12 protein-coding genes are annotated in these 19,528 nt (G+C 64.0%); 8 read left to right on the forward strand and 4 right to left on the reverse strand.

The annotated features are described in order from the left end of the window. Positions 1–62 precede the first annotated feature (62 nt). Positions 63–3,137 carry an immunoglobulin domain-containing protein gene (locus P5205_17750; GenBank protein ID HSA12209.1) on the forward strand — a complete coding sequence of 1,025 codons (3,075 nt, stop codon included), beginning with the start codon at positions 63–65 and terminating at the stop codon, positions 3,135–3,137. A gap of 64 nt (positions 3,138–3,201) precedes the next feature. Here the strand turns inward: P5205_17750 and P5205_17755 are convergent, their stop codons facing one another. Then, a complete protein-coding gene (locus P5205_17755) occupies positions 3,202–3,873 on the reverse strand; it encodes a response regulator transcription factor (protein HSA12210.1) in 672 nt (223 codons plus the stop codon). Between the two features lie 173 nt (positions 3,874–4,046). After that, a complete protein-coding gene (locus tag P5205_17760; GenBank protein HSA12211.1) occupies positions 4,047–6,077 on the reverse strand; it encodes a cation:proton antiporter in 2,031 nt (676 codons plus the stop codon). A gap of 155 nt (positions 6,078–6,232) precedes the next feature. Between P5205_17760 and P5205_17765 the strand changes: the two genes are divergently transcribed. Both P5205_17765 and P5205_17770 read left to right on the forward strand, forming a co-directional pair. Then, a complete protein-coding gene (locus P5205_17765) occupies positions 6,233–11,692 on the forward strand; it encodes a S8 family serine peptidase (protein ID HSA12212.1) in 5,460 nt (1,819 codons plus the stop codon). A 48-nt stretch (positions 11,693–11,740) separates the two neighbouring features. Further along, on the forward strand, positions 11,741–12,304 hold the full coding sequence (locus tag P5205_17770) for a pseudouridine synthase (GenBank protein ID HSA12213.1): 564 nt from the start codon (positions 11,741–11,743) through the stop codon (positions 12,302–12,304). An 81-nt stretch (positions 12,305–12,385) separates the two neighbouring features. On the opposite strand, the gene P5205_17775 is transcribed toward P5205_17770, so the two are convergent. After that, positions 12,386–12,994 carry a hypothetical protein gene (locus P5205_17775; GenBank protein ID HSA12214.1) on the reverse strand — a complete coding sequence of 203 codons (609 nt, stop codon included), beginning with the start codon at positions 12,992–12,994 and terminating at the stop codon, positions 12,386–12,388. 325 nt (positions 12,995–13,319) lie between these two features. Between P5205_17775 and P5205_17780 the strand changes: the two genes are divergently transcribed. The 5 genes from P5205_17780 to P5205_17800 all read left to right on the forward strand — a co-directional run bounded on the left by P5205_17780 (position 13,320) and on the right by P5205_17800 (position 18,031). Beyond that, complete coding sequence (locus P5205_17780; GenBank protein ID HSA12215.1) at positions 13,320–14,447, forward strand: ATPase, T2SS/T4P/T4SS family; 1,128 nt, start codon at positions 13,320–13,322, stop codon at positions 14,445–14,447. A 457-nt stretch (positions 14,448–14,904) separates the two neighbouring features. After that, complete coding sequence (locus P5205_17785) at positions 14,905–15,903, forward strand: type II secretion system F family protein (protein ID HSA12216.1); 999 nt, start codon at positions 14,905–14,907, stop codon at positions 15,901–15,903. Between the two features lie 6 nt (positions 15,904–15,909). Further along, on the forward strand, positions 15,910–17,106 hold the full coding sequence (locus P5205_17790) for a type II secretion system F family protein (protein ID HSA12217.1): 1,197 nt from the start codon (positions 15,910–15,912) through the stop codon (positions 17,104–17,106). A 65-nt stretch (positions 17,107–17,171) separates the two neighbouring features. Further along, positions 17,172–17,504 (forward strand): hypothetical protein, encoded by a 333-nt coding sequence (locus P5205_17795; GenBank protein ID HSA12218.1) that lies wholly within the window; start codon positions 17,172–17,174, stop codon positions 17,502–17,504. Positions 17,505–17,515: 11 nt separating this feature from the next. Then, on the forward strand, positions 17,516–18,031 hold the full coding sequence (locus P5205_17800; protein HSA12219.1) for a hypothetical protein: 516 nt from the start codon (positions 17,516–17,518) through the stop codon (positions 18,029–18,031). Between the two features lie 230 nt (positions 18,032–18,261). On the opposite strand, the gene P5205_17805 is transcribed toward P5205_17800, so the two are convergent. Next, positions 18,262–19,419, reverse strand: a complete 1,158-nt coding sequence (locus P5205_17805; protein ID HSA12220.1) for a P1 family peptidase — start codon at positions 19,417–19,419, stop codon at positions 18,262–18,264. Between the last annotated feature and the right edge of the window lie 109 nt (positions 19,420–19,528).

The following is a 19,528-nucleotide window of genomic DNA, read 5'->3' on the forward strand; positions in this document are numbered from 1 at the left end:
GGTGCTATACACCACGTGGTTGCACGGTGCTGGCACACCGCACCGGGCGCATCGTGTTGTACGTGAGATTCACAGTCGCGCTGGCGGCTGGGCTGCTCCTGGCATCCGGCCAGGCCGGTGCCCAGACCCTGAACCTTCCGCCACGCCCCGCCAACGCCCCGACCGGCAGCCAGTTCGCCAACATCATCACCCCCATGCCCCTGGGCGAGCGCGAGTATTGGATCTACGCGCAGGTCGCCAGCGGGAACGTCCCGAACTTCCAGCGCACACTGGTGCCCATCAACGTGAGCGCCAATATCAATGGAACCCTGCACACAGCCACCTATTACGCCGCTCCGGACTACCTGGCGATTGGCTCCGATGCGGATTACTTCCTGGAGCCGACCACGCCCTTGCTGGCCCAGCGGATGTGCGACCTGCTCGGCTGCACACTGCCGACGCGCAAGATGGTCAACCAGATTTGGACGAACGCCGCGGTCAAACTGCCGCCAAAGCCTATCCCGCCCAGTGGGGCGATGATTACCGTGCCCGTGTTTGCCCAGCATAATTACATGGTCCACACGCAGCGCGTCGCCTTAACCAATTCATTCCCTCTTGGCGCATTGGTTGGCGGAGACAAGAAGGACGTTGTCGTCTCCAGTAAGATCTACACGAACTTCAGCGGTCCAACCAAGCCAGTTGTGATTTACGGGTGGCATTCCACGACTGGCGTTCCAATTCAGGGCCTTGTCAACGACCATGAGGATACCTATGCCGATTACAGCCATGGTATCCGCCTGGTTCAAAACGCCATTACCGTGGACGGAAGCCCCAACACGGTCACCAACGTCCTGACCACCTCCAGCCTCGCCGCCCTCCTCAGTAACGAGGGACCGTCCGAAGGCACAACCAGCGACGGTGTAATCCAGATCCCGCGCTACACGATCGCACCGATGGCGCCTGTAATCATCATCCAGCCCCGCAGCCGCACGGTGCTGCCGGGCGCCAGCCCCGCTTTTCGGGTGCTGGTTGCGGGCGATCCGCCGCTCAGTTACCGCTGGCAGTTCAACGGGATGCCGATTGAGGGCGCGACGACCTCCAGCCTGCTCATCAGCAACGTTCAACCCGCCCAAGCCGGCACTTATGCCGTCGTCGTGACCAACATGGCAGGGACCATCGCCAGCCGCCCTGCCCTGCTTCGCGTCAACACTAATGTCCATCCCATTCTCTTTGCCGACAGCTTTGCAACCGACACTTCGACAAACTGGAATTTGTTCTGGGGTGCGGTCAACGGTCTCGCCGATTACACCACCAACTGGGCGTACGACTATGGCATGACGCCTTACACTTTCAACGGTGTCACCGGTCTTGTTCCGCCCGCGCCCAATTCGCCTGACGGCGCCGCTCGCGCCATCCGATTCACGGTCAACAACAACGACACCATCGCCGCCACCGCCGCGGTGAACATCTACCCCAAGGGCCAGTCTTTCAGCAATGACTTCGCCCTGAAGTTCGACCTGTGGATCAACTACCCCGGTAACGCGGGCGGCGCCGACGCGTCGGGCTCCACCCAGTTTGGGGTTTTCGGTATCAACCATCTCGGCACCCAGGTCAACTGGGCCGCTCCCTCGGCTTCTTCTACAGACGGCGTCTGGTATGCGCTGGATGGTGAAGGCGACACTGCCGACGACTACCGGGCTTACGTGGGCAACCTCTCCGGCACTCAGACTGACCTGACGGCAGCCGGCACCAGCGGATTGAGCGCCTCCAACAGCACCGCCGCCATCTATCAAAGTCTCTTCCCGTCCGCGCGCTTCGAGTCTGCTGGCGCCCCCGGCAAAAACTGGGTCGAAGTGGAACTGCGCCAAACCAACAGCGTCTTGCTCTGGCTTCTCGACGGCACGGTCGTCGCCCAGCGCACCAACACCTCCAGCTTCACCTTGGGTAACATGATGATCGGTTTCATGGACCCATTCCCTTCCATAGCCAGCCCGGCGGATGACGCCTTCGCGTTGTTTGCCAACCTGCGCGTGGAGGACCTCACTGCCCCCGCGCTCCTTCCGCCTACGATTACCACCCAGCCTGCCGTTCAGGCAGCGAGCGCGGGCGACAACGTGTCGTTCACCGTCGCCGCGAGCGGCGCTTCCCCTCTCAGCTACCAATGGCGCTTCAACGGGACAAACTTCCCCGGTGCGACTGGTCCCTCCCTCTCCCTGGTCAATGTCCAACCAGCAGATGCCGGCCACTACGATGTTGTCGTCAGCAATCCCGCCGGCTTGGCCACCAGCGCCATGGCAGCCCTGACCGTCAGTCCGTCCCGAGGCCGTTTTCTATCCATCGCGATGATGACCAACAATCAAGCGCAAGTGCTCTTCTCGGGGGTATCAGGACAAAGCTACCTGCTGCAGGCCTCCACCAACCTGTCTTACTGGCAGCCGATCTGGGTGCTCGCCGCCGGCAACGGTCCCCTACCCTTCTTTGACCCTGACGCGCCTGACTATAGCCGTCGCTTCTACCGCGCGCGCGAGGCAACGTCACAAACGCTGGCCGATTTCGAGGCCTATTTGCCGGGGACCCAGGTGATGTTCCAGCCGCCTTCTGCCTCCGGTTCAACCTTTCCCTTCCTCGATGCCACGCCCAACCTGGCCTGCGTCACCAATATCTTCCCCGCCGGTCACTCCAGCGCCAAAGTGCTGGCCGCAGCTTGGAGCTTCAAAACCGCCACCACTGACTCTTGGTTGCGGCTGACGACCTTCAGCGCCGCCAACCTGCCCAATCCCACCATCAGCACCAATCAGGCCGTGCAGTTCGATCTCTTCACCGACAAGGCCCTGTACGTCGCCATCGGCTTCCGCGAAACTGATACCACTGCCCCCATTGGCGCCGACGGCGGAATCGACGGCACTGTGGAATGCCTCGGAGGCACGGCCGACAACAGTCACGTTCCGGTCAAGGGCCGTTACGTCCCGGCGGGCCAGTGGACAACCTTAACCTTCCTCCTCCCCGCTGAACCAGTGTGCGGCCTGAACGGCAACGGGATATTGGAAAGCACCACAGGCAAAGGGGTCTTCGAGCATCTGGCATTCGTGCCGGCCGACGGCTATGGCACTTACCGTGTTTGGCTGGACAACTTCCGGGTGACCGATTTAACCCCGTAACCCCCCGAAATCGCCCTGTATCACTCCCCTGCCCTGCCAACGGTTCGGCGCGTCCGCTTCCAGTTCAAATCCGCGCCAACGCGCCCGACTCCACCCAGCCTTTGGAAATCGCGTAACGGGTCAGGCTGGCGACGTCGTGAATATTGAGCTTGTTCATCGCCTGCTGGCGGTGCTTCTCCACCGTCTTTATGCTGATGGACAGTTCCCCCGCGATTTGCTTGTTCGCGAGGCCCTCTGCCACCAGTTGCAGCACCTCCGCCTCGCGTGACGTCAAACCCGTTCCTTTCTTGCCCGATTGTCCTTTCTGGAGGATTCCCCCGCCATTCTTGCGCAGACGCTTGGCGATCATTGGACTGAAAAACGCATGACCCTTATGAACCTGGCGAACGGCTTTCAGCAAATCCGTCGCGGCCGTTTGCTTGACCAGGTAGCCCACGGCTCCGGCCTCCATCAATTGAGTCACATAGTCCTCATCCCCGTACGAAGTCAGGACAAGCACCTTGGCCGACGGAACATACTTTACTATCTGCCGCGTCGCTTCCAGACCATTCAAACCCGGCATTGCCACATCCATGAGCACCACCTCGGGCAGCGTCTTCTTGGCCAACACCACCGCCTTCCGCCCATTCTCCGCTTCGCCCACCACGGAGATATCCCCTTCCGCCTCCAGCAAGGCTCGCAATCCCTGGCGAACCACCGCATGGTCGTCCACCAGCAAAACAGCTACTTTCTTCATAAGCGACGTAAGGCGGCGCGCCCCTCGGTCTTGCAAGGCCGCGCCGGTTCTAGCATAGCCGACTTTGGCGCAGTTGCAACCGCGCCCCTTTCGTCCTGCCAGGGGGTGTTGACTTACCACTGTCTTTCCAAAGAAGTAGTGTCAACCAATCGCCTGGCAGCAGGCGCTCTGGCTCAAACCTGGGTGGTCAGCACGGTTCGGGCCGAATCGAGTTGCGAGCGGGCGCCAAGCAGCAGGATCTGGTCGCCGGATTGGAGTTCCTCATCGGGGCCGGGATTGATGATCCGGGAACCGCTGCGTTCGATGCCGACAATGCTCGCGCCCGTGCGCGTGCGCAATTCGAGTTCGCCGATCAATTTACCGGCGGCGGCCGAATTGGCAGCGAGGGTTACGGTCTCCAGATCCGCCTCGCGCAGCAGGGATGGCAGCGCAGCGGGAGCATTAGATTGTCGCGGTGCGGGCGGTTGCGCAAAGGTCTCCACCAGGGCGGCTTGCGCCTTGGAGTAGATCCTGATGGACGAACGCCAGAGCAGCCAGGTGACGATCGCCACGATGAGAACCAGCACAGCGAAGACTTCCATGCTCGGCAAAAGGGTGGAACTGAGCGCCAGCACAAATATCCCCATCACGACGGTCCCGGCGATCGGCACCACCTGGGCCACAACGGCGCGAATGGCCGCGGTGCGCTCTCCTGCCGTCGCCGCGTGCACCTTGGTTTCCGCGATCAGAAGGCCAAGGGCCTGCAGCTTGCGGAAAGTGGCGATGAGCAAGGGTAAGGAAAACACCACGGCCGCCAGCCAAAACGCGGCCTTGAGTCCTTCGTCGCCGATTCCGAGTTCCTTCAACCACCCGGGCCGGCGACGCTCCAGGAAGGCCGCCGCGATAAACACCCCCGCTACCAGGACGCTGTTCAGGGCCATTTGCCAAAGCCACTGCCGCACCAACTTTGACGCCATGCTGCTGTCCCGCTGGCTGCCGAACTGCCCCACCCAGCGAGTGTAGAGGTCAAGGCTGCTGACCAGCGGCCTCGGCGCCACACGGTCGAACCAGCCCACCATGGTGTCGGCGCTCTTGATCAGGTAGGGCGTCAGCAGGGTCGTGATGGCGGAGACCGCCACGGCGATGGGGTAAAGGAAGTTGCTGGTAACTTTGAGCGTCACGCCAAGCGACGCAATGATGAACGAAAATTCGCCGATCTGCGCCAGCCCCATGCCGACCCGCAGCGAGGTGCGGGTGTCATTGCCCCCGACGAACGCGCCAAAAGAGCAGGTCAACACCTTGCCCACGATCACCGCCAGGGTAATGACCAGAACGGGCTGCCAGTGTGCGATCAGCATGGCCGGTTCGATCAACAGCCCGATAGCCACAAAGAAGATCGCGCTGAACATGTCGCGCACCGGCTCCAGCAGGGTCTCCACCCGGTGGATCTCCCGCGCCTCCGCGATGACAGCGCCAATGATGAATGCGCCCAGGGCCACGCTGTAGCCCAGCTTCGCGGCCAGCAGCGACACGCCGAAGCACAAGCCCAGCACGGTGATGATCAACATCTCGTTGCTCTTGAATCGCGCCACATAGCCAAGCAAGCGCGGCACCGCGATCAAACCCACCACCAACGCCACCGCCAGGAAGATCCCCAGCTTGCCCAGCGTGAGGCCCACGTCTCCCACGCTCAACCGGCCCGTCATCGCAATGCCGGACAGGAGCGCGATCATGGCGATGCCGAGAATGTCCTCAATAATCAGCACGCCGAAGATCAGTTGCGAAAAGCGCTCCTTCATCTTGCCCAGTTCTCCAAGCACCTTGATGATGACCGTGGTGGAGGACATCGAGAGCATCGCGCCGAGGAAGATGCGGTCCAGCAAGGGCCATGCGAAGTAACGGCCAATTTCATACCCGACCCAGAAGAGCAGCAGGATCTCCATCAGGGCGGCGATCAGGGCCGACGCGCCCACCTGGGTAAGCTTGCGCAGGTTGAACTCCAGCCCGAGCGAAAACATGAGCAGGATGACCCCCAGCTCGGCCAGCGTGTCAATGGTCTGCTTGTCGTGGATGAGCGCAGCCGGCGGAGTGTGCGGGCCGATGATGACGCCCGCGAGAATGTAGCCCAGGACCACCGGCTGCTTGAACCGGTGGAAGATCAGTGTTACCAACCCGGCCACAATCATCACGACCGCCAGGTCTTGCAGAAAAGCGACCGAATGCATTGTTCGGAAAAAGACCTTAGCCTCCGGACGGGAAGTTGGCAAACTGTCGCCGCATAAATCGTCCCAGATTCGCACCCGTGCTTGTTTTAGCGCAGGATTACCCTTAGAGTTAAGAGGTGAAGCTACTGTTGTTTCCGAGTAGCGCTTGTATAGTTGTGGGACTTCCCCTGCTCGTGGCGCTCCTCAGCCCCACGACTCATGCGAAGCCAATCCGCTTGCGCAACGAGACGATTTTCACCGAGTACCCGACGAATGCTGCCGCCAAGGCGCAGGGCCTCGCGGCCCAGGCTCCGGCGGCCGGGCTCTTCCTCGTTCAGTTTCAGGCGGCGGTGACACCAGCCTGGCAGGCGGAGTTGCGTTCGCTGGGTGTCGAGTTGCTCAAGTATGTGCCGGAGGATGCGTTCATTGCCCGGTTCCGTAACGCTCCACCGGGACAGGTGCGAGCTCTGAGCTTCGTCCGTTGGGTGGGGCCGTATCGCCCCGACTACAAGATTCATCCGCGGCTGGCCGCCGCCGCGCGCGCGACGCCGCAGACCAATCAGACCATGGAGGTGACGGTGGTGCTGTCGCCCCGGGCTACGCCCACCGAGATCGCCCAGGTGCGCGCCCTCTTCCCGGCCGTCGCGCAAGAAAGCCGACTGCGACAGGGCACCTTTCTACGCGGAACCCTGCCCCCGGCCAACGTCGAAACGCTGGCGCAGTTGGACTCCGTGCTCTGGATCGAGCGCACTCCACGCCGCAAACTGCTGGACGAGCCGGCGTCCAAACTCGTCGGGGGAGACGATGGGCAGGTCGCCACGCCCACAGTTACTCAGCAACTCGGTTTCGACGGCACGGGCGTAACGATTTGCGTGGCGGACACCGGCCTCGACAGCGGGGACCCCGATTCCATGCACCCTGACTTGGAAGGCCGGGTGATCGGTTTTTCGTGGTATGGGAACAACATCTCCGATGGCTCCGATGGCTACGGTCACGGCACGCACTGCGCCGGCATTGCCGCCGGCAACGCCGCGACGGGTGAAACCAACACGCTCGGATTCGACCCTGAATTCGAGCTGCAAAGCCCTGATTCCGGAACGTTCTATGGCTTGGGCGTTGCCCCCAACGCCAACCTCTTCATCGAGCGGATCTTCGACGACCAAGGCCTTCAGTCCACTCCCTTTCCGAATCTCGACGCCCTGGCGCGGGACGCCGTCACCAACGGAGCCGCCATAGGCTCGCATAGCTGGGGCAATGAGGTCCACGGCGAGTATGACAGCGATGCGGCCCAATTCGATGAGTTGGTGCGCAACGCCGACATTTCGGCACCCGGCGACCACCCCTATATAGTTGTGTTCGCCGCCGGCAATGCCGGGCCTGGTTCGCAAACCCTGTATAGCCCGGCCTCCGCCAAGAACGTCATAGCGGTGGGGGCATCCCAGAACATGCCGGGCACCATAGCGCTGACCTACGGCCTTTATGCCGACGGACCGGACGCGATGGCTGACTTCTCCAGTCGTGGCCCCTGCGAGGATGGCCGCCTCAAGCCGGACGTGGTCGCGCCGGGCACCTGGATCGCCTCCGCCGCCTCCTCCTACGCCTGGGACATAGCCTCCGTCTCCTGGACGGCCATTGACGACTACTACACGTATATGGGCGGCACCAGCATGGCGGCGCCCCACGTTGCCGGCGCAGCCGCTGTCTTCGTCCAGTACTACAAGAGCCTGCACACGAACGCCATGCCCTCCCCCGCCCTCGTCAAGGCGGCCCTCATCAATTCCGCCAACGCGCTGGACCCCTTGAACGGCGGCCCCGGTCCCATTCCCAACAGCGAGGAAGGCTGGGGCCGCGTCACCCTGACCAATATCATCGTCACCAACCTCGCCTCCGCCCCGCGTTATCACCAGTACCTGGACCAGACCGTTCTGCTGACCAACGGCCAGGTGCACCTCCAGCATGCGCTCGTTCGCGGTTCCGGCCAGCCGCTAAAGATCACCCTGGCCTACACCGATGAGCCTGCTTTCGCGGGGGCGATCCCGGCCCTGGTCAATGACTTGGACCTGGAGCTAATCGCCCCCGACGGCACGCTCTACCGCGGCAACCAGTTCGCGGGCAGTGATTCCGCCCCCAACGCCCCCTCGCCCGACAGCCTGAACAATGTGGAAGGCGTCCACCTCACCCAGCCATTGCCGGGCGACTATCTGGTGCGCGTCCGCGGGCGGCACATCGTGCAGGATGCCTATCCCCGCGACACGACGTCCATCGAGCAGGACTTCGCGCTGGTTGTTTCCGGTGACCTCGCTCGCCCGGGTGAGGGCTCCGTGTTGCTGGATCGCCCGGCCTATGCCGCCCCCGGCGTGGTCCGGCTCACGGTCTTTGACCCCGCCCGCGCCGCTAGCAATAGCGTCAGCGTCCTGCTGCGCAGCACCATCACGGAGACCGCCGGGGAGAACTTCGTCCTCACTTCCTCCGGCAACTATGGGGCTTTCACAGGCGCGGTCGCCACCGTCCTTGGTGTGGCCGTGGCGGACGGGGAGCTCGGAATCAATGCCGGCGACACCATCCAGGCGCGCTACCTGGACAGCTCTGCGACCATGCGCGTGGCAACGGCGGTGGCCGACCTTGTGTGGCCCGTCATCAGCGCCGTGGCGACACATGTTGACCTCGGCGTCATCACCGTCTCCTGGCAAACGTCCGAGCCGGCCTGGTCCGTCCTCCGCTACGGCACCAGCACCAATTCCCCCTTCCCTCTAGCCGTCACCAATTCCCTGCTGACGGCCAGCCACTCATTCCGGCTGGGCGGCCTGACCCCCGGCCAGACCTACTACTTTTATGTCGTCTCGGCGGACGCCGCCGGCAATGCCGCTACCAACAACAACGCAGGTAAGTTCTTCAGCTTCGTCGCCGTACCCACCCCGACCGTGCTGCTGGTGGATGCTTACGAGCCGGTCAGCGGCTCTCCCGACATCCCCGACAGCACCTATACCAATGCCTTGGCGGCTGCCGGCTACTCCTTCGCGCACTGGAAGGTCTCCCAGCGCGGCTCACCCCAACTCTCCGATCTGCAGCCCTTCCCGGTGGTGGTCTGGCGCCTGATTGATGATGTGATCAACTACGGTCTGGACGATGACCTCTTTCCCGATCCGTCCGCCACCAATAACACGCTGACCGCCCAGGAACAAGTCATGCTCCAGGATTACCTTAATAGCGGCGGCTCGTTCTTCATGGCTTCGATGGGCATCCTTAGCCAGGTGGGCAACGTGCCGTTCCGCCGGAATGTCCTCCAGGTGGGCACCTTTAAGCAGAACCCCGACCCGCTCTCCTCCTGCATGGACTGCGACGAAGACTTCGGCGTGCCGGCGATCCTGGGCGCTGCCGGCAATCCCCTCACGGGCGGCATCGCTCTTACGCTCGATTACAGCCTCTACCCCGGCTTCGAGTTCGAAGAGTTTTCCTTCGGGCCTGACTTTTCTGATACCTTCACGCCCGCCACCAATGCCAGCCCTATTCTCTTCCACCTCGACTCCGGGCGGCCCTGTGGCATGACCTACCCGCGCGTCGGCGTGGATAGCCCCGGCCGGATGGCCTTCCTCTCGTTCCCCCTGGAAACCGTGCCGCCCACCGGCGCCTCGCCCAATACTCGCGCCGCTCTCTTGGGCAATATCCTCCAGTTCCTCACGCCCGGAGCCAACGGTGTGGGCAGCATCACCCTGAACCGCGACGTCTATTCCATCCCCGACCAGATCATCGTCGAGGTCGGCGACTCCGACCGCGCCGGCGTCGGCTTCGCCCAAGCTACCTTCTCGACCAGTTCCAGCACCAACCAAGTCACTCTGCAATTGTACGAGACCATCCGCCCCGGCCTGTTCCGCGGCTTCCTCACACTGGCCGCCACCAACGGAGCCAACCAACTGGGGGTCCTCAACGGCGACACCGTCACCGCCGCCTACTTCGACACCTCGAACAGCAGCGACGCCGTCGCCACCGCCACCATTGACACCGTCTCGCCCGTCATCACCGGCGTCTCCGCAGTCACCGGCTTTGGCGATGCCACCGTGAGCTGGGCCACCTCCAAGCCTGCGGACTCGCTCGTCCAATACGGCGAGTCCGTCCTGCTGGGCCGGACTGCTTACAGCGGGGCGCTGGTCACTAGCCATTCCGTCCTCGTGAGCGGTCTCCAGGCCAATCGTGACTACTATTACCAGGTGGTCAGCCGCGACGCGGCCGGCAACACGACGGTAGATAACAATACGAACGCCTTCTATACGTTCACCACCCGTCCAGCGCCGCGTCCACCTCTGTTTGAAGACTTCGAGAACGGCGCCGCCGATTGGACGGTGATGCCGAGTCCGACGTGGGGCTCGTCCTTGGATTGGTCGCTGGGGACTCCTGCTAACGGCTTGCAAACCTCGGCGTATTCGGGGACAAACGCCTGGGGCAGCAACCTGCATGACCAGACCTTGGGCTTTCCTCCCTGGGCACTCAGCTTCCTTTACAGCCCCATCATTGACCTTTCCGGCTTCAGCACGGCCACCCTGACCTTCTGGCACTGCTACAACTTCAGTGCCGAGTCCATGAACGGGCAATTGTGCATCAGCACCAACGGCTTCGCGGACCCGGACCTCCTCCCCTACGTGAGGTTATACCAGCAGCAAGCGGTGCTGGATTGGGAGGAGGTGGTGGTGGACCTCACCGCGTTCGTCGGCCAGACGATCCAGTTGGTGTGGTTCTACCAGGGGTCCACCGATGGCGACGGCTGGCTCGTGGACGATGTCAACATCACCGGCGTGGCCGGCGGTGGAACCATCGTCGTCTCCAAGAACATTGGCCAAGGCAAGTTCACCCTTACCGGCCCCGTTGGCCAAAGCGGCACTGCCGCTCTGACCACCCTCACCAACGCGCCGCCGGGCCCTTATTCGGTGCACTTCAGCGATGTCACCTTCTATCAGACCCCTCCCGACCAGACCCTCATCCTCACCGGCGAGAACACCATCACCTTCACCGGCAACTACACCTTCCTGGATATTAACCGCAACGGCATCTCCGATTCCTGGGAACGCTACTACTTCGAGGTCGCATCGACCAACCGCACCCAGCAGACCGACTCAGACGCGGACGGCATGTCCGATTACGCCGAGTTCACCGCCGGCACCAACCCGACCAATCCGGCGTCCAGGCTCGTCTTCCTCAGCGTCACCACCCTGACCAACCAGCTCGTCCAGCTCGACTGGGCCGCCATCCCCGGCCGGCTGTATCAGGTTCAGACCGTCGGCGGCCTGCCGCCGCAGGCCCCGCCCACCTTGTCCGGCTCGTTTGCCCACCCTGGCGGAGCCTTCACTCTCCATGTCGAGGCTCCCGCCAACGTGCCGTACGTAATCCAGGCCTCGACCAACCTCAGTGGCTGGATCTCCGTGCACACAAACGCCGCCGGCGGCAACATGGATTGGCTCGACTTGAGCGCCGTCCAGTCCGCCCGCCGCTTCTACCGCACCCTCATCCCGCCTCCCGCCTCAACCAACCTCCAGGCATGGACCCCCGTCAGCGATTGGCTCCAAGCCACCGCCAGTCCCATGCACTTCACCGTCACCAACACCCCCGCCGCCCCCCGCTTCTACCGCATCCAAGTCCGCCCCTGACCCCCATCACTCCATTACTCCATCATTCCAGCATTCCACCTCCGCCCCGTGCTCCTCGCCTTCCACAAACCCTGCGGCGTCCTCTCCCGCTTCACCCCCGACGGCTCCCCCAACCGCACCCTCGCCGAATTCGGCTTCCCCGCCAATGTCTATCCCATTGGCCGCCTCGACGCAGACTCCGAAGGCCTCCTCCTCCTGAGCGATGAACCCGACCTCAACCAGCGCCTGCTCCACCCCCGCCATGCCCACGAACGTGAATACTGGGCTCAGGTAGAACGCATCCCCACCCCCGAAGCCTTGCGTAAGCTTGGCCAGGGCCTGATACTGCAACACCGCCGCACCCTCCCCTGCCGCGCCTGGCCGCTCGATCCGCAGCCCGACGTTCCCCCGCGCGACCCGCCCATCCGCTTCCGCAAAACCGTCCCCACCTGCTGGATCGCCCTGGAGTTACTCGAAGGCAAGAACCGCCAAGTGCGCCGCATGACCGCCGCCATCGGCCACCCCACTCTCCGCCTCATCCGCGTCCGCATCGGTCGCTTCGAGCTCCGCCACCTCGCCCCAGCGACTTGGTGCGAGCTGACCTCAGCCGACCGCCGCCTCCTCTGCGCCTGACCTCACCCTTCCCGTAGCGGCTTTCGGCAGAAAGCCGCTAACTTCTGCCGCCCCAGTCACCGGCGCTCTGCCGAGCCGCCGCTACGGGCCGAGAGGATGAGCAGCTTTCGGGGTCGGGTCGCGCTGAGCGGTATAGAGCTTCCAGAACTCCGGCCAGAATTCCGCAGCCAGCGGATGCAGCCACGGGTAACCCGGCACCACGGCGCCCAGGAACGGCCAGTCGCGCGGGTCCGCCACCAGGCCCTTCCGCCGTGGATTGTCACAGACATAAAAGCAGGCGCTGGCCAGCGCGCCCCGCGTGCGATCCTTCTCCCGCAGCACGCTGTCGTGCGACTGGTTCTGCAAGCCGAACTCCGCCCCGGGCCTTGAGCGGCGCGTCAGTTCCGCCTGGAGGTGCTTGCGCACAAACCGCATGGCGTTGCGTTGATCGGAATCACACTTTACTCCCAGCCAGAACAGGTGAATGTGATCGGGCATGAGCACGTAGGCCGGGCAGAACAATTGCTCGCGCGCCGCCGCGTGCAGCAGGCATTCGCGGAACGCGGCGTGGAACAGCGGGTCCAGCCAGCCCGTGGCGCACTGCTCAAGGGTGATTGTCCACAGGACAGCGGCAAAGCCGCGGTAGTGCTCTGGTGCCAGCCGCGGCAGATGATGCATCGGCGGTTGGGGCGTGAGCGGGGCCGGCCTCATGGGCAGGCGCAACGGCGATTGGCAAACCGCCGCATTCTAATCTCGATTCCATGCCAGTCAGGCTTCATTCCGCCGCCGCGATCCCACCATAACCCCGCCTGCCAGGCAAGGCCCATTGTCGCGCCGCCCCCCGTAGCGGCTTTCGGCAGAAAGCCGGTGACTTTCCCAATTTCAATCAGCGGCGCTCTGCCGAGACGCCGCCACGGCGTCAGTGCAGGGTCGTTCCTCAAGCCCCACACTACTGCAACGCATTCCTTTTTCGTTGTCGGTCGCGTGCGGCATCGCCACCATCGCTGTCCATATATTCATGGCGAAAGACCGGCATATGCCAGCGGACGAGACTGCGGACCCCGATGAGTCCGCCCCCCAGGTCCTCGAACGCCTCGTCGCCCAGGCCGAACGCGCGGGCGCCAGCGACATCCACCTGCAGATGCAGCCCGACGCCGCTACCGTCACCTTCCGCCTCGACGGCGTCATGACCCCCACCGCCGCGCTGCCCGCCGCTCTCGCCGAACGTGTCTTCGGCCGCATCAAGTTCCTCGCCCGGCTCAAGACCTACCAGGAATCCCTCCCGCAGGATGGCCGCATTGACAAAGCCGACCTCCACGCCCGCACCGACATCCGCGTCGCCACCTACCCGACCGTTACCGGCGAGAAGATCGTCCTCCGCCTCTTCGATACCGCCAACATCCGCACGCTCGCGGAACTGGACTTCCCCACCGAGGCCCGCGCCGAACTCGAACGCTTCCTCGCGCAAACCGCCGGCCTGCTCCTCCTCACCGGCCCCGCCGGCAGCGGCAAGACCACCACGATCTACGCCTGCCTCCGCCACCTCGTCGCCCAGGGTGGCCGCCACATCATCACCGTCGAGGACCCCGCCGAGCAAATCGTGCCGGGGGTCATGCAAACCGAGGTCAGCGAAGCCCGCGGCCTCGACTTCGCCAAAGCCGCCCGCCACCTGCTCCGCCAGGACCCCCAGGTGCTCGTGATCGGCGAGATGCGCGACGAGGAAACCGCCAACATCGCCGTCCGCGCCGCCCTTACTGGCCACCTCGTCATCTCCACGCTCCATGCCGGCTCCTGCGCGGGCGTTTTCGAACGCCTCCTCGTCCTTTGCCCCGACCATTCCGCCGTCGCCTCCTCCACCGAACTCGTCCTCAACCAGCGCCTCCTCCGCCGCCTGTGCCCCGAATGCCGCGGCCAGGGCTGCCCCGCCTGCCTCGCGACCGGCTACCGTGGACGCCTGCCACTCGTAGAATGGCTCCGCCTCGCCACCCCGCTCCGCCGCCGCATCGCGGCCCGCAACCTCGACGGCCTCGCCGCCCACCCCTCCCTGGCCGATTCCGCCCATGCCCTCGTCCAAGCCGGCCTGACCGACGACCGCGAGGTCACTCGGATCCTGGGATGCTCCACTCCCACCCCGTCTCTGGCCGTGTCCTGGCCGTCCTCCTGACCGTCTCCTGGCCGTCTAGTGGCCATCACATGTCCATCTAGTGGCCGTCTAGTGGCCGTTCAGGGACCGTCCCTGATGGGCTGTAGGGCGCTTACTGTCCAGATTTAGGACAGTGATGGACTCCTCCAATCCCGCCATTCAATCTCCACCAGTTCCTGGAAATCCCGGCACCCTCGGCTTGGTGTTCCGGTGGCGGCACGGTGGTGCTACGGTGTGTATCCCATGGGGATCGCTCCCCATGGGAACCACAAGCCACCCCCACCGCGCTGTCGCCGTTACCGCACCGCCAGAGGAGGGCGAGGGACGGCACACGACGATGAACCAGCATGAATATTCGCCGGTGATCCCGTATCTCCGCAGCCCTCGACACCCCTTCGCCCCTTGAACAAATACCGCGTGAGGGAGTCTTCCCTGCCCTGTCCAACCTTTCAGATGCCGCTGTCTTGACTTTGAGAACATGAAACTAGACGAATTGGCCTTCTTCAACCAGCAACTGGCCGCGATGCTCCGCGAGGGCATCCCGCTCGAGGGCGCCCTGAACCAGCTCTGCGCCGGCATGCGCGCCGGCCCCCTCCGAAACCAGATCGAGCAACTCGAAGCCGACCTCGCTCGCGGCACCCCCCTCAAGGAAGCCCTCGCCGCCCGTTCCCTGCCCGACCTCTACCGCCACATGGTCGAGATCGGCGCCCGCGGCAACGACCTGCCCGGCGTCCTGACCCTGCTGGCCGACCACTACTACCGCGCCAACGCCCTCTGGACCCGCCTCAAGGGCCTCATGGTCTATCCGCTCATCGTCATCCTCCTGTCCCTCGGGCTGACCATCCTCATCTCTGTGAACTTCAACGGTTTCCTGGCCCGCATCGGCCATGAAGTCGGCCTGCAATTCAATTTCGCCCCCGCGACCGCCGCCATCTGGATGCCCCCGGTCATCCTCGCTCTCGCCGCAGTGTTGGGTGTCGCCGCCGCCTGCATCCCGGCCTGGCGCGCCTCCCTGCGCTGGCGCTTGCCCGGCTTCCGCGATGCCAGCCTTGCCCAACTCGCCTCGGCCATGACGCTTATGCTCAAGAACGGCACCACCCTCCCCCAGGCGCTCGCCCTTGCCGAAGCCCTCGAAAGCAACACCCCTGCCGCCGGCACCCTCGCCCGTTGGCGCCAGCTCGTCGAGGCCGGCCAGGGCAAACCTGCCGCCTGGACCGGCGACACCCGCCCCTTCCCGCAACTTTTCCTCTGGCTGGTCCAAAAGGGCGGCGAGGACATCGCTGCCGGCTTCCGCAAAGCCGCTGAAATCTACCAGGCTCGCGCCTCCTACCGCATCGAAATGGCCCTCTACGGCGCCCTCCCGGTCTCCATCCTCCTCCTCGGCCAAATGGTCCTTTGGCAAGCGTTCCCTCTCGTTCGCACCATGACCTGGATGATGAATGCGCTCGGCAGCGACCCCGGGTCTGTCGGCGATTGACCAACCATGAACGAAAGCCTTCTGCAACTCCTCCACTCGGACCCGCTGCAGGCCATCGTCCTGGGGGTGCTGATGTTACTCGCCTACATCGTCGTCGGCCTGCTGCCCATCTGCGGCGTCTGCTACCTCATCTACTTCCTTTTCACGCTGCCCCTCCGCCGCAACGAGCGCGCCCGCCTGTTCCTCGACCTCCTCGAACTCGGCGTGGACGAAGGCCACACCCCCGAGGAAGCCATCACCCGCGCCGCCGCCAGCCGCGATCGCTCTCTGGGCGCCCGGTTTCATCTCCTGGCCGCCCGCATCGAGCAGGGCCTGAGCCTCCCGCAGGCCCTCGAAAAGGTCCCCCGCCTGTTGCCACCGCAAGTCTGCGCCATGCTCGACGTCGGTGCGCGCATCGGCGACATCCGCAAGATCATCCCCGCCGGCCGCGTCCTGCTCCGCGACAGCGTCTCCTACGTCCGCGGCGCGCACAACTACCTCATTCTCGTCGCCTTTGCCATTTCGCCTGCCGTCGTGACAGTGCCGCTCCTGCTCAAGACCCGTGTCCTGCCCAGTTTTAGGGAGGTCTTCGCCGGCATGCTTGAAGGGCAAAGCCTGCCCGCGTTCACGCGGCTCGTCTTCGGGGGAGACACCCTGATCATGACCATTCAGACCGCCGTCATTGCCGTGGTCTGGCTGGCCGCCCTGGCTTATGTCGGCGGCCCGCGCCTGCACGGCTGGGTGCACCGCCTGTTCCCCGCCACGCAGGATTGGCTGCTGGCCCTCCTGCCCTGGCGCCGTAAACGCCTCCACCGCGATTTCTCCGCCATGCTCGCCGTCCTGCTCGACTCCGAAGTGCCCGAGACCGAGGCCGTCACCCTCGCCGCCAAGTCCACCGCCAACCTCTCCCTCCTCCGCCGCGCCCACACGGTCTGCGCCCGCCTCCAGCAGGGGGTCAAACTCCCCGAAGCCATACGCGCCCTGGACGGCTCCCCTGAGTTGCAATGGCGCCTCGCCAACGCCCTCCAGCGCGGCACCGGCTTCGTCCGCGCCCTCGCCAGCTGGCACGAAGCCCTCGATGCCCGCGCCTTTCAAATCCACCAGGCCGCCGCCCAGGCCACCACCAGCGTCCTGGTCCTCGTTAACGGCCTCATCGTCGCCTCCATCCTGACCGCCGTGTTCCTCGTGCTGATCCAACTCATCGACGGCTCCTGCATATGGTGATTCGCAAGCCATTTTGTCCGAAGGTAGGGACGCGCGGCCCGCGCGCCCGACACGCAGGCTCCCTCATGGTCGAACTCCTCGTCGCCCTGGCCATTGTCATCGGGGTCCTGCTGCCCATCGCCTACTCCTTCACCTGTGAACGCCGTCTGGCCCGCTCCTACTACCAGCGTGCGGTGGCCATCGAGATCGTGGACGGCGAAATGGAAGCCCTGCTCGCCGGCGAGTGGCGGGCGTTCCCTCCGGGCACTCATGACTACCAAATCCGCGCTGGTGCCGCCACAAATCTGCCGCCGGGCCGCTTCACCCTCTCGGTTCAACCCGGCAAGCTCAGGCTCCGGTGGCAGCCAGCAGTCAAGGACCACGGCGGCCCCGTCACCCGGGAAGCAATCTTGCAATGAACACTCATTCCTTGCTTCGAACTCGGAGCCCGCGTGCTGGCCAGCGCGCCTACTTCCTTATTGAGATCCTCATCTATATCGCTGTGGTGCTGGCGCTGCTTGGAGTCGGCTATTCGGCCATGTATCGCTGCCTGGACAGCTCGATTGCCCTGCGTCGCAACGCCGACGACATCGTCGGCGCCCTCCACGCCGGCGAACGCTGGCGAACCGACGTCCGCTCCAGCACCAGTCAACCGCGCCTCGAAAAGAAAGATGCCGGGGAATCTCTTCACCTCGACAGCGCTCACGGCGCAATCACCTATCACTTTTGCACCAATGCGGTGTTTCGCCAACTCGGCGGCGGCACCTGGGTGCGCCTGTTGCCCAACGTGAAATCCTCCACCATGACGCCTGACCCGCGCGACGAGGTCACCGCCTGGCGCTGGGAACTCGAGCTTGCGCCACGCGGCAGCGGAAGCGTCAAGCCCAGCCGTGTCCGCCCGCTCTTCACCTTCATCACCGTCCCCAAACGGCCAGCCACTAAATGAAACTGCCTCTCGCTCACGCCGCACAGCCCACGCCCTTCCGTTCGCGCCCTCGCCATCGTCAGAGGGGATCAGCGGTCATCATCGTGTTGGCGCTCCTGGTCATCATGCTGATCTACGTGGCCGGCAATATCCGCACGCTCCAAAGCCTTGGGCGCGAATTGAGGCTCATCGAACAGCAACAAACGCAACGCTTGAAGACAGTGGGCCGGGCAACCAATGCGCCACCCGCATCAATCATCACCACTAACACTGCCAGCTTGGCGGAGCAATTCCAACACACGGTCCAGCGGTAGCGCCCTGACTGTGCCTTTGTATCCCTTGGTAGTGGTTGCCCGGAATAGGGAGTTGTAGATCGCTTCTTCCGTGGCGTCCGCCACGGCCTGAAAGAGCGGGGACATCGAATCATTGGCGAGCTCGGCCACCCGATGAATCGTGTCGCCACGACGACGACGGCATTCCGGGGCCGTGGAAAAGGCAATCACGTAGTCGCCCGAACCGTTCGCCATGGTCGAGCCGGTGCGCGCCAGACCGACGATCGCCCGGGATGCCAGGCGCTCCAGGGAGCGTGCACCTAACGGCGCATCGGTGGCGACGACGATCATAATGCTGCCGTCGCCATCTTGGCGGCCCGAAGAGTCACCGGCAGGCGGGGCGACGTGCGCTTGCGCTTCCCTGGGCGCTGCTTTCGAGTTCTGTTGTTCCAATTCCCGCCCGACATGCACACCATTGATTGTAAGATCCCCGCCGAAATTGCTCTGCACAATCACACCGACGGTGTACCCGCCTTGCTTTGCGGGCAGCTTGCGCGAGCTGGTGCCGATTCCTCCTTTCCAGCCGAACGCCACGGTGCCGGTGCCGGCTCCCACCGCGCCTTCCTCGACGGCACCATCCGCCGCGCTCTCCAGCGCGCGCACAACGTGCTCGCGGCGGATAGGTCGTGCCCGGATGTCATTGAGAAAGCCGTCATTGGTTTCGCCCACCAGCGGGTTGATGGAACGAACATCCTCCATCCCCGGTTGAGCAAGCTGCCAGGCGACCAGGGCGTCTGCAGCCCGCCAGACGCTCAGCGTCGAAGTCAGCAGGATTGGCGTCTCCAATTCGCCCAGTTCCCGGACCTGCGTGACGCCGAGCAATTTCCCAAAGCCATTCCCCACGTGGATGGCCGCAGGCACACGGTCCTCAAAGAGATTTCCCGCGTGTGGCAGAATCGCCGTGACACCGGTGCGAATCGAATCACCTTCCCGCAGCGTCGCGTGCCCTACGCGAACGCCGGCCACATCGGTAATTGCGTTCAAAGGACCCGGCGGCAGTAAACCAACGCTTATGCCGGCCTGCCGCGCGCGCGGGCGCTCCGACGAAGTCTGGCTGCTTGCAGGGATCACAAACATGAGCCAGAGGACCAGCGCCAGCACTGGTTTCAAGGAGAGCCTGGCCTGCGTCATCATAGAGCAATCTTCTATTCCTCGCCTTTGACCGACGCAAGCGGAAAACAGGATT

The organism is Candidatus Paceibacterota bacterium (assembly GCA_035452965.1).
Taxonomy (GTDB): domain Bacteria; phylum Verrucomicrobiota; class Verrucomicrobiia; order Limisphaerales; family UBA8199; genus UBA8199.

Coding starts and splice junctions, on each gene's coding strand:
- P5205_17755 (HSA12210.1), bottom strand. CDS start 3,873: ATGAAGAAAGTAGCTGTTTTGCTGGTGGACGACCATGCGGTGGTTCGC.
- P5205_17760 (HSA12211.1), bottom strand. CDS start 6,077: ATGCATTCGGTCGCTTTTCTGCAAGACCTGGCGGTCGTGATGATTGTG.
- P5205_17775 (HSA12214.1), bottom strand. CDS start 12,994: ATGAGGCCGGCCCCGCTCACGCCCCAACCGCCGATGCATCATCTGCCG.
- P5205_17780 (HSA12215.1), top strand. CDS start 13,320: ATGCCAGCGGACGAGACTGCGGACCCCGATGAGTCCGCCCCCCAGGTC.
- P5205_17785 (HSA12216.1), top strand. CDS start 14,905: ATGAAACTAGACGAATTGGCCTTCTTCAACCAGCAACTGGCCGCGATG.
- P5205_17790 (HSA12217.1), top strand. CDS start 15,910: ATGAACGAAAGCCTTCTGCAACTCCTCCACTCGGACCCGCTGCAGGCC.
- P5205_17795 (HSA12218.1), top strand. CDS start 17,172: ATGGTCGAACTCCTCGTCGCCCTGGCCATTGTCATCGGGGTCCTGCTG.
- P5205_17805 (HSA12220.1), bottom strand. CDS start 19,419: ATGTTTGTGATCCCTGCAAGCAGCCAGACTTCGTCGGAGCGCCCGCGC.